This window comes from Albidovulum sp., assembly GCF_049646345.1.
Classification (GTDB): Bacteria; Pseudomonadota; Alphaproteobacteria; order Rhodobacterales; family Rhodobacteraceae; genus Albidovulum.
In genome coordinates this window covers 1-11,129 of sequence record NZ_JBARVQ010000609.1, presented here as the reverse complement: position 1 = coordinate 11,129, position 11,129 = coordinate 1, and the positions used below count along the sequence as shown (strand labels likewise).

Genomic DNA, 11,129 nt, shown 5'->3' with positions numbered 1-11,129 from the left:
CAAAAGGACTTGCTGACATTCTCGAATTCGAGCATCCGTTGGCCCTGGCGCTGCTCTGCCTGCCTCAATCAGTAGGCTATGATCGTTAACATAGCAGCTACAATCAGATCTTGCCCGCATTGTGGCGGCACGGGTGCATTTTATGGTGCACCCGTGCCCATCATGTCAGCTGTTGACCTTTTCGACACGGAACATCTTGCCCGCGATGATCGACAGGATGGCGGCGCCGAAGGAGAAGAGCGCGCCCATCTTGGCGGCATCCTGCACCGGTCCGGCCGGGAAGGCGACCGAAGCGACAAAGAGTGCGACCGTGAATCCGATGGCTGCAACAAAGCCGATCACGATCAGATCGACCGACCGCATGCCCTGCGGCAGGCCCAGCCGCATCGGATAGGCGGCGAACCAGCCAAAGAGGAAGATACCGACCGGCTTGCCGATGATCAGGCCCATCAGGACCAGCCAGGTCGGTTCGGAGATGGCGCTGAACTCGACACCCGCATTGAGAAGGCCGAAGAAGAACAGGATGATCTCGACCGGATATTTCAGGTGATGTTCGATCCAGTTCAGAAGGTCGGTCAGGTATTGCTCGGCCTCGGCGAAGATACCGAAAGCGCGGTCGGCATGGGGGATCGTCGGTACGATCGGCAGCAGGCCAAGCGCGGGGTGGATGCCGCTTTCCTGGAAACCGTACCAGCTCAGACAGCCAGCGATCAGGTAGGGCCAGAACGACAGTTTTTGCCTGACCCAGGTGGAATTGGGGCGCAACTGGTTACCGCGGTCAAGATAACGTGGCAGCCAGTTGGCCAGAATGAACACGGCAAAGGCGGCGCCGAACGAGAGGAGCAGCCATTCCGGTGCAAGTTCGCTCGACGGATAGAAGATCGCAAGGATGATCAGCCCCGCGGCATCGTCAGCGATGGCCAGAAGCAGCAGGAACCGGATCGCGGGATGCCCCGCACCAAAGACCATGCGGCCGACAAGGTAGGAAAACGCGATATCGGTGGCGGTCGGGATCGCCCAGCCGCGGCTCACCGTCTCGTAGACACCCATCACGGCGGCAAGGCCGAGATAGACCGCGATCGGGCCGAACATGCCACCCGCCGTGGCGATCAGGGGCGTCATCGCCTTCTTGCCGCGCAGCGAGCCATTTTCAAGGATGATCGCTTCCCACACCTCTTTCGCGGCGATGGCAAAGAAGAAGGCCATGCCGATATCGTTGACAAGGTAGTGCAGCGTCAGTGTCCGGGTGATGTGGCCGCCTTCCTCATGCGCGTGGCCGATGAAGAAGTGATCGACGATCACGAAATCGACGAAGTGGTGATAGCTCGTTGCGTCGATATTGGCCCATATGAGCGCGATCAGGGCCCCGGCGATCAAAAGCAGCGAATAATTGGTGACGTAGTTCCAGACGCGATACATGCGCGTTCGCCCTCCCCGCTATGGCCCTGTTTTCCCGGGCTTAACGGAAAACCGACATTGGAGCAACGGTCGGCGGCACCTCAGGCGATGGCTTGCCACACCAGTCCGGCAACAACGGAGCCCGCGAAGGCATAGCCGAGATAGGCGGCGAAAATGCGCGGTTTGACCAGCGCCCAGACCGCGATGGCGGCGGGGATGCAACTGACGCCGCCTGCCAGCATAAAGCTCATCGCCGCACCGTTCGACATGCCCTGTGCCAGCAGCGCATCGACCAGCGGCACGGCTGCATAGCCGTTGAGATAGGCGGGTGCCCCGACCAGTGCGCCCAGCACGATGGGCCCGATTCCGCTGCCGCCCAGCACGCCGGCGATCCAGTCGGCGGGGATGTAGCGGATCATCACCGCCTCGACAGCATAGGCCAGTGTCAGCCATTTCAGAAGGAATACGGCGTTTTCTGTGGCCGTGACGCGGAACGTGTCGCGTCGCGCAGGGTGCTGCCAGAACCGCCAGACCGGCTTGCCGGAGAAGGGCTTTTCCGTGCTGCAGCAAGAGGTTCCGCAGGCGGGCACCGCACGAACGCGCAAAGGATCGCGGAAGACCGGGCTGGCGGCGAAAGCCATCGTGCCAAACCCGCCCATCAGCCCCAGCCCGACCGCCGCCGCCGTCTTGGCGACTGCGAAGCCGAGACCCAGCGTGCCCGCCGTGATCGCGAACATCGCCGGGTCCATCAACGGCGAGGCAAGCCAGAAAGCCATGACCGCACTCAGGGGCGCGCCAAGGGCAAGGAGCGCCGCGATGAAGGGAATGACTTCGCAAGAACAGAACGGCGCAAGCCCGCCCATGAGGGCGGCCAGCACGATCATCCGCGTCTCACGCCCCTCAAAGGCGCGGGCGACGATCCCCTCGGCCCCCGTCGCCTTCAGATAGCCGATGGCGAAGACGGCGAAAGCGATGAAGGGGGCGGTCGACAAAAGCGCGCCGCCGGTGAAGCGGATCGTCGGCCACAAGGCTGCGAAATCGAAGATCGCGACAGCGGCGAGAAGAACCGCCAGCGCGATCCATGGCCCGTCCACGGGCAGGCGCGAATGGCTGTGGCTGTGGGAATGGGTCGTCTCAGCCATGGCGATGCCCCGGTTGGTCGCTATCCGCACAGCATTCGTTCAGAAGGAAATTCGACAAGGCCCGCACCTGATCATAGGCCACGGCAGCGCAGATGATTGACCGACCCTGTTTCGTCTGCGTCACCAGCCCTGCCTGGGCGAGGATCTTCATGTGATGGGTCAAAGTCGATCCTGTCACGCCCGCGCGTTCGCCGAGGGTGCCGATGGTCAATCCCACGGGTCCCGCACGCACCAGCGTCCGCAGGACGGCGAGCCGTTGTTCGGAACCGAGCGCCGCGAAGGTCGAGGCGGCGATTTCGACGGAGAGATCATGAGCAATGATGTGTTTCATGTTTCTAGAATTATAGAAATAAATAAGTCGCGCAAGAGAAATTTCGACAGATATCGAAATAACACAATTGCGCCTTTTCCCGACTGACGCAGCACGGCAGAGTGCGGTGGATGGCTTTGACCGACGACATATCCGCCTGCCGCCTTTGTGCCGAAGATTTCGCGCGAACCGCGACAGCGCATGACCCGCGCCCCGTGGTCTGGTTCCGACCCACGGCGCGGGTGCTGATCGCGGGGCAGGCACCGGGGACCCGGGTACATGAAAGCGGGCGGCCCTTCACCGATCCGTCGGGCGACCGCTTGCGGGACTGGCTCGGGCTGGATGAAGCGGGGTTCTATGACCGCGACCGGGTGGCCATCGTGCCGATGGCCTTCTGCTTTCCGGGCTATGATGCCAAAGGCTCCGACCTGCCGCCACCGAAACGTTGTGCAGAGGCATGGCACGGGCGGGTGATGGCTGGATTGGCGGATGTGCAGATTGTCTTCCTTGTCGGCGGCTATGCCCATCGCTGGCATCTTGGTGCGGCGGCGGCGAAGGGCGGCGTGACCGAGACCGTCAGCCGCTGGCGCGACCATGCGCCGCGCGTCTTTCCCTTGCCTCACCCGTCCTGGCGCAATACCGGCTGGCTGAAACGCAATCCGTGGTTCGAGGCCGAGCTTTTGCCGGTGGCGCGGGCGCGACTGACCGAGGTTCTGAGCCGTGACTGAAACCATGCTGGACCGCGCCCATGCCGCGATGGAGGTGGCGCCGGATGACGATGCGGCGCGGCTGCGCTTCTATGAACGGCTGGCGGATGCGGAACTCTACCTGCTGTTGGAGGCTGAACCGGTGGGGGAAACCGTCGCGCCGCAAGTCTTCGCGCTGGAAGAGGGGCAATTCGCGCTGGCCTTCGATAGCGAGGAACGGCTGGCCGAGTTCACTGGCGCGCCGTCCCCCTATGCAGCCCTGCCGGGCCGGGTGATCGCACGGGCCCTGGCGGGCGAAGGCGTGGGGCTCGGCCTCAATCTCGGCGTCGCGCCTTCAGCCTTCCTGATGCCGGGTGAGGCTTTGGGTTGGCTGGCCGGAACGCTCGATCACGCGCCGAAGCCAGCCGAGGCGCGGGTTGTTTCAGCCGAAGCGCCAAAGGGTCTGCCCGAAGCGCTGTTCATGGCCCTCGACGCGAAACTGGCGGGGCTCGCCGGACTTGCCCGCACTGCGCATCTGGTGGCCGTCACCTATACGGACGGACGGCGCGGTCACATGCTGGCCTTCGAGGGGGCGGCGGATGGGGCCGAGGCGGCACTTGCCAAGGCGGTATCCGAGGCGCTGGTCTTTTCCGGGATTGAGGCGGGCGAGATCGACGTCGCATTTCCGGGTGCAGATGATCCGCTGGCGGCACGGATCGCCAAAGTGTCCTTGCGGTTCGACCTGCCCGAACCGGCGCGGGAAGAGGCGCAGGTTATTGCGCCTGCCGCTCCGGGGATGGACCCGGCAAGACCACCGAAGCTCAGATAGGCCGCACCCGCCGCATCAATACCCGCGCGACCTGTCCACCAGATGCAGGAAGGGCTCGCCCGCCTCGCCGCGCCGGATGTTTTCTGCAATGACCTGGGAGGAACTGGACGGGCGCGTATCGGCGGCGATATGCGGGGTCACGGTGACATTCGGATGTGCCCAGTAGGGATGGTCAGGCGGCAAAGGCTCGGTCCGGAACACATCGAGCGTGGCGTGGCCGATTTGGCCCGCATCGAGGGGCGAGAGCAGGGCTGTGTCGTCGATCAGCGGGCCGCGACCGGGATTGATGATCACCGCACCCTTGGGCAGTAGCGCCAGCCGTTCGGCATTCAGGATGTTGCGGGTGCCATCCGTCAGCGGCAGCAGCAGGACCACGATTTCGGCGCGTGTGAGGACATGGGCCAAGCCATCCTCGCCCGAATGGCAGTCGATGCCCCCGATGTCCTTGGCGCTGCGGCTCCAGCCCATCACGGGGAAGTTCAATGCGGTGAGAGCGCGGCCCGCCGCCTGACCCAGTTCGCCCAGACCAAGCATGGCAACAGGGCGTTCACGCGCCAGCGGCGGCAGCACCGAATTGCGCCAGACCCCGTCCTGCCCGTGGAAATGGGCATCCATCCCCAGATGGTGACGCAGGACATGGCCCACGACATATTCGACCATGCCTTCGGTCAGGCCCCAATCGACCATGCGGGCCAAGGGCTGGGTTAGCGTCGGGTTGGTCACCAGACGCTCGACCCCGGCCCAGAGGTTCAGCACCGCCTTGCAGTTCATAAAAGGCCCGAAATCCTCGATAATCCCGCCGGGGGCAAAGACGATGTAATCGACCGCCGCCGGATCGGGGGCGCTGTCGGACATCGCGACATCGAGCCCGGCTTCCGCAAAGGCCGCGTTCAGGGGGGCACGATACTCGGCCCAGTTCGCGGGACCGGCGGCGAAGAAGACAGTGATCGGCATGTTACCTCGGGCGGTGGATATGGGCGCTTTGGACAAGGCCGAAGCCGCCCAGAAGGATAATCATCGCGGTTCCGCCATAGGACACCAGCGGCAGGGGCACACCAACGACCGGCATAAGCCCCGTGACCATCGACATGTTCACCATGAAGAACAGGAAGAAGGTGCTGCTGATCCCCATGATCAGAAGCGCTGAAAACCTGTCGCGGTTCGACAGGGCCGACTGGATACAGAAGACAAGGATCAGCACATAAAGCGCAAGCAGTGAGAACGCGCCAATAAAGCCAAACTCCTCGGCCAGCGTGGTGAAGATGAAGTCGGTGTGCTTTTCGGGCAGGAAGTTCAGCCGCGACTGGGTGCCCTGCATGAACCCTTTGCCTGCCCAGCCGCCCGAGCCGAGTGCGATCTGCGCCTGCGTGATGTTATAGCCCGCGCCCAAGGGGTCGGTTGAGGGGTCCATGAACGTATCGATGCGGCGGAACTGGTAATCCTTGATCAATTGCCAGTCGGTGCCCCGGCTTTCGAAGACGGTAAAGATCAGCCCCACGACGAGCACGATGACGGTGCCGAAATACCACAAGCTGACACCGGCGACGAACATCACGATGCCGCCCCCGGCCAGAAGCAGGATCGCGGTGCCGAGGTCGGGCTGTTTCAGCACGAGGAAAGTCGGGACAAGGATGATCACGACCGGGACGAGCACCCAAAGCGGATGCGACACCTTCTTGACGTCGAGCCAGTCGTAATAGGCGGCCAGAAGCATGACGAGCGCGATTTTCATCAGTTCCGAGGGTTGCAACCGCAGCGGGCCGATTTCCAGCCAGCGCTGGGCACCCATGCCGATATCGCCGAACAGCTCTACCGCCACCAGAAGCAGAAGCGATCCGAGATAGGCGACGGCGGAAACGTTGCGCCAGAACCAGATCGGAACGAAGCCGATCATCAGCATGCCGATGATGCCGATGGCGAAACGTTTCATCTGCGGTTCGGCCCAGGTCTCGATCCGTCCGCCCGCGACCGAATAGAGCATCAGGAACCCGACCGCCGCCACTGCCGCCAGCAAAAGGACCAGTGGCCAGTTCACATGCAGAACCTTGCGCAGGCCCGATGGCACCGTCTTGACGTTGTATTCAAGATAACTCATGCGCGCGACTGCCCGCCACTCGGGCCTTCGGGGTCAAGTAGCTGCAGCTTGTCGCGCTCGGCCTCGATCCGGTTGCGCTGATCGGCGGGATAGGCGGTCAGGGGCGGCATGCCGCCGCTTAGCGCCTGAAGCACGATGTCGCGGGCGATGGGGGCGGCTGCCGTCGACCCGCCGCCGCCATGTTCGACGACAACCGATACCGCGACCTTGGGCGCATCGAACGGCGCATAGCAGACGAAAAGCGCGTGATCGCGCCGTTCCCAGGGCAGGTCTTCGTTGCGGAAGACCCCGCGCGCCCGTTCGGCGGCGGTGATGTTGCGCACCTGACTGGTGCCGGTCTTGCCCGCCATGCGCATCGTGTCGTCGACGATGCGCGACCGGTAGGCGGTGCCGCGCTGGGAATTCGAGACATCGAACATGCCTTCACGAACCGCACGAAGACCCCCTGCATTGATCCCGAGCGGCACCGCTTCGGCCAGCGGAACATCGACCCCGTCGATGGCGCGCACAAGGCGTGGCATGACGGCGCGACCGCTGGCCACCCGCGCCGTCATCACCGCGAGTTGCAGGGGTGAGGCCAGCACATAACCCTGCCCGATGCCAGAATTCAGCGTATCGCCGATCAGCCATTCCTTGCCGTATTTCGACCGCTTCCAGTCCTTGTCGGGGGCAAGTCCTTCGGAGATTGCCGACATCGGCAGGTCGAAACGGGCACCGATCCCCAGCCGCCGGGCCATTTCGGCCAGCCGGTCGATGCCGACGCGCTGGGCGACCTCGTAATAGTAGACGTCACAGGATTTCTGCAGACTTTCGGTCATGCGGACATAGCCATGGCCGCCGCGCTTCCAGCAATGGAACCGGCGATTGCCAAGCTGGGTATAGCCGGGGCAATAGACAGTCTCGCCGGGACCGATCACCCCCGCCTCCATCGCCGCCAGGGCTGTGACCATCTTGAAGGTGGAGCCCGGCGGATAGGCGCCCTGCACGGTCTTGTCGGCAAGCGGGCGGTGGTCATTTTCGGTCAGCGACCGGTAGTCGGGGCCGGAGATGCCCCGCACGAAAAGGTTCGGATCGAAACTGGGGGCGGAGTTGATGGCGAGGATATCGCCGTTCTCCACCTCAATGACGACGGCGGCGGCACTTTCCTCGCCCAGCCGTGCCTGCACGTAGTTCTGCAGCCGGTGATCGATGGTCATGCGAACATTGGCGCCGGGGTCACCCTCTTGCCGACCAAGCTCACGCATGACCCGCCCGCTCGAATTCACCTCGATCCGGCGCGACCCCGCCTTGCCGCGCAGGTCGGCTTCGAGCTTGGATTCGACCCCGATCTTGCCGATCTGGAACCGCGGGATCTTCAGAAGCGGATCGGGGTCCTCGATCTTCGACAGATCATAATCGCTGACCGGGCCGACATATCCCAGAACATGGGCGAAATCGGCGCCCTGCGGATAAAAGCGCGAAAGGCCGACCTCGGTTGTGACCCCGGGTAGGGCGGGGGCATTGACGGCCACTCGGCTGAACTCATCCCATGTCAGCCGGTCTGCAACAGTGATTGGCAGGGTCGGCGTGCGCGAGGCTTCCTTGACGGTGCGGGCGCGATCCTCTTCCGACAGCGGTACAAGCCGGGCGAGCCGGTCCAGCACATCATCCAGATCGCCGGTATCTTCCTGAATGATCGTAATACGATAATTCTGCTCGTTTCCGGCAATGACGGTTCCGGTCCGGTCCTGAATTAGGCCCCGTGCGGGGGGCAAAAGGCGCACCTTGATCGAGTTTTCTTCGGCCAGCAGGCGGAATTCGTCGGCCTGATCGACCTGGAGATGACGCATGCGGAAGGCCAGTGTGCCGACGAAAAGCCCCTGCAGCGACCCCAGCAGCATGGCGCGCCGACCGATGCGGCGGTGGCTTTCCTGATTGTCGCGGGGCGAGCGCCTCATAGCCGCCGCCCCAGCGCATCGACCTGACCCTTCGCGGCCTTGCGCACGCCAAAGGCGAAAAGCGTGAACCCGACCACGACCGGATAGGCCGCAATCGTTGTGATGACCTGAAGCAGCATCGGCCCGAACCCGGCCTGCGGCACCATGAACAAATTGAGGACCAGCCAGTTGGCCAGCGACAGCATCGTGATCAACCCGCTTGTCACGAGCCATTCCACGATGAAGGGCAGGTCGCGAAGGGTCGCTTCCCGCGACCGCAGGAATTCGGTGCCAAGCAGCACGACAAGCGGCCACAATCCCGGCGGCCGCATGGTAAGGATGTCATCGAAAAGAAATACCGCCACGATCAGAAGCGCGGGCACGTAGTCGGGGCGGCGTTGCAACCAGACCAACGTCAGACACAACAAGAGATCCGGGCCGGGTACGCGCGCTGGCATGGCCGATAGCGGCAAAAGGCGCACAAAGAGGAAGGTCGCCGCAATGGCGAGGAACAGAAGACGATGCACCTGACGTGAGGCGGTGACCGGATCAACCATCGCCAGCCTCGTCGGTCAGGGGGGCAGGCAGGTCTTCGGTCGCCGGATTTGGCAGGAAGGGCGGCGGGATCAGCCCCCCGGCCTCGGTGATCTGTTCGGCCGGGTGGCTTCTCAGCACCCTGAGAAAGTTCAGCCGTTCGTAATCCGCCGCGAGCCGCACCCTCAGCCGCTGATCGGTGCCAAGCTCCACCTGTCCGACAAGCAACCCCGCAGGAAAGACGCCGCCATCCCCCGATGAGATGACGCGGTCGCCGGGGCGCACCTGTTCCGGGGATTCCAGAAACTCGACCGGCGGGTTGGCGCTGTTGTCGCCGACCAGCATGGCTTTTTGGCCCGAGGGCTGGATGGTCACGGGGATACGGCTGGAGGCGTCCGTCAGCAGGATCACCCGCGCCGTCGACTGGCCGACGCCGGAAATCCGCCCCACGAGCCCGAGCCCGTCCATCGTCGCCCAGCCATCGACGATCCCGTCGCGTGATCCGACATTCAGTAGCACCGATTGCCGGAAGGGTGAGCCGCTATCGGCCAGCACAACGCCGGACACCGAGGTCAGTTTGGGATCGAGCCGCACCTGGTTTTGGGCCAGCAGCTTGGCATTCTGCTGTTCCAGCTGAACCGCCGCCTCTTTCCAGGATTTCATCTGCTGCAATTCGCGGCGCAGTTCCTGGTTCTGCTCATAAAGGCTGGCATAGGATTGAAAGCTTTCGACCATGCCGACGAGCTTTGTCACCGGCACCAAAGCCCAGTCCATATTCGGCACGACCCGGTCGATGAATGCCGCGCGGAAGCGTTCGACGCGCGGGCTGTCGATGCGCCAGATCAGGAAGACCGTGGCCAGCACAAAGACAAGCCCCGCAATCAGGATGCGGCGCAGCGGTCCCTTGTAGTCGGCATCGGCGTTGCGGTCTCGTGCCAAGGGCGGCCTCGCTCTCGGGCGCTGGGGTCAGGTCTCAGCTGTCGTAATCTATCACATGCCGGAGCTGTTTTTCATATTCCAATGCCTTGCCGGTGCCGAGGGCAACACAATTCAGGCATTGATCGGCAATAGAAATCGACAGGCCGGTCTGTTCGCGCAGCGCCAGATCCAGTTCGCCCAGCAGAGCACCGCCACCGGTCAGCATCACGCCCCGGTCGACGATATCGGCGGCAAGGTCGGGGGGCGTCGCTTCGAGCGCGATCATCACCGCCTCGCAGATGGCCTGGACCGGTTCGGCCAAAGCCTCGGCGATCTGGGCCTGGTTGATCTCGACTTCCTTCGGCACGCCGTTCAGAAGGTCGCGGCCGCGGATCTGCATACTGGCGCCGCGCCCGTCATCGGGCATGCGCGCGGTGCCGATAGAGGTCTTGATGCGTTCGGCGGTGCTTTCGCCGATCAGCAGGTTCTGCTGGCGGCGCAGGTGGCTGATGATCGCCTCATCCATGCGGTCGCCGCCGACGCGGACCGAGCGGGCATAGACGATGTCACCGAGCGACAGCACCGCAACTTCGGTCGTGCCGCCGCCGATATCGACGACCATCGAACCGGTCGGATCGGTGATCGGCATGCCCGCACCGATGGCCGCCGCGATGGGCTCGGCGATCAGGCCCGCGCGCCGGGCACCGGCCGATAGGACCGACTGACGGATTGCCCGTTTTTCCACCGGCGTCGCGCCATGGGGCACGCAGACGATGATCTTCGGCTTGGAGAATGTGGTTCGGCGATGGACCTTGCGGATGAAGTGCTTGATCATCTCCTCGGCGACGTCGAAATCGGCGATGACGCCTTCGCGCATCGGCCGGATCGCCTCGATCGAACCCGGGGTGCGGCCGAGCATCAGCTTGGCATCCTCGCCCACGGCGAGCACCTGCTTCTTGCCGTCCTTGACGTGGTAGGCCACGACCGAAGGTTCATTCAGGATGATCCCCTTGCCCTTCACATAGACGAGCGTATTCGCCGTCCCAAGGTCGATCGCCATATCCGACGAAAACAGCCCACCCCAACTTGCCATCGTTCTTCCCACTCCAAACAGATTGCGGCCCACGACTCGGGGGTCGCGGGCCGGTCACCCTTATAGGCTTGGGCGGAAAAATACGAAAGGGGGCGACGGAGTACCGATTGCAGCATTCCGCCGAGTTTCAAAAATCGAACATTTTAGGCGATGCCTTGGCCCTGAAATGAGAAAATACTTCACGAAACCGACTTAAGCTCTTCCGGCT

General features: G+C 63.4%; 11 protein-coding genes. 2 read left to right on the top strand and 9 right to left on the bottom strand.

Annotation, left to right across the window (positions count from 1 at the left end; genetic code table 11):
* Positions 1–165: 165 nt before the first annotated feature.
* The 3 genes from WBB85_RS15935 to WBB85_RS15925 all read right to left on the bottom strand — a co-directional run bounded on the left by WBB85_RS15935 (position 166) and on the right by WBB85_RS15925 (position 2,871).
* Positions 166–1,419, bottom strand: a complete 1,254-nt coding sequence (locus WBB85_RS15935; RefSeq protein WP_432639582.1) for a Na+/H+ antiporter NhaA — start codon at positions 1,417–1,419, stop codon at positions 166–168.
* Positions 1,420–1,499: 80 nt separating this feature from the next.
* A complete protein-coding gene (locus tag WBB85_RS15930; RefSeq protein WP_432639581.1) occupies positions 1,500–2,540 on the bottom strand; it encodes a permease in 1,041 nt (346 codons plus the stop codon).
* Complete coding sequence (locus WBB85_RS15925) at positions 2,533–2,871, bottom strand: ArsR/SmtB family transcription factor (protein WP_432639580.1); 339 nt, start codon at positions 2,869–2,871, stop codon at positions 2,533–2,535. Before WBB85_RS15925 ends, WBB85_RS15930 begins: the two co-directional genes overlap by 8 nt.
* Before the next feature lie 110 nt (positions 2,872–2,981).
* Here WBB85_RS15925 and WBB85_RS15920 point away from each other — a divergent pair, with 110 nt between their 5' ends.
* Both WBB85_RS15920 and WBB85_RS15915 read left to right on the top strand, forming a co-directional pair.
* On the top strand, positions 2,982–3,578 hold the full coding sequence (locus tag WBB85_RS15920) for a uracil-DNA glycosylase family protein (protein ID WP_432639579.1): 597 nt from the start codon (positions 2,982–2,984) through the stop codon (positions 3,576–3,578).
* Positions 3,579–3,582: 4 nt separating this feature from the next.
* On the top strand, positions 3,583–4,365 hold the full coding sequence (locus WBB85_RS15915; RefSeq protein ID WP_432639583.1) for an SseB family protein: 783 nt from the start codon (positions 3,583–3,585) through the stop codon (positions 4,363–4,365).
* Positions 4,366–4,380: 15 nt separating this feature from the next.
* Here WBB85_RS15915 and WBB85_RS15910 read toward each other — a convergent pair whose 3' ends face one another.
* The 6 genes from WBB85_RS15910 to WBB85_RS15885 are packed head-to-tail and all read right to left on the bottom strand — an operon-like array spanning position 4,381 to position 10,921.
* Complete coding sequence (locus WBB85_RS15910) at positions 4,381–5,319, bottom strand: 2-hydroxyacid dehydrogenase (RefSeq protein WP_432639578.1); 939 nt, start codon at positions 5,317–5,319, stop codon at positions 4,381–4,383.
* Position 5,320: 1 nt separating this feature from the next.
* Positions 5,321–6,460 carry a rod shape-determining protein RodA gene (gene rodA, locus WBB85_RS15905; RefSeq protein ID WP_432639577.1) on the bottom strand — a complete coding sequence of 380 codons (1,140 nt, stop codon included), beginning with the start codon at positions 6,458–6,460 and terminating at the stop codon, positions 5,321–5,323.
* Complete coding sequence (gene mrdA, locus WBB85_RS15900) at positions 6,457–8,397, bottom strand: penicillin-binding protein 2 (RefSeq protein ID WP_432639576.1); 1,941 nt, start codon at positions 8,395–8,397, stop codon at positions 6,457–6,459. The genes rodA and mrdA overlap by 4 nt, the downstream gene beginning before the upstream one ends.
* Positions 8,394–8,933: a rod shape-determining protein MreD gene (locus tag WBB85_RS15895; protein ID WP_432639575.1), complete on the bottom strand. Its 540-nt coding sequence runs from the start codon at positions 8,931–8,933 to the stop codon at positions 8,394–8,396. Before WBB85_RS15895 ends, mrdA begins: the two co-directional genes overlap by 4 nt.
* On the bottom strand, positions 8,926–9,849 hold the full coding sequence (gene mreC / locus WBB85_RS15890; RefSeq protein WP_432639574.1) for a rod shape-determining protein MreC: 924 nt from the start codon (positions 9,847–9,849) through the stop codon (positions 8,926–8,928). Before mreC ends, WBB85_RS15895 begins: the two co-directional genes overlap by 8 nt.
* A 34-nt stretch (positions 9,850–9,883) precedes the next feature.
* Positions 9,884–10,921, bottom strand: coding sequence for a rod shape-determining protein (locus WBB85_RS15885; RefSeq protein ID WP_282366708.1), 1,038 nt, complete (start codon positions 10,919–10,921; stop codon positions 9,884–9,886).
* Positions 10,922–11,129 lie beyond the last annotated feature (208 nt).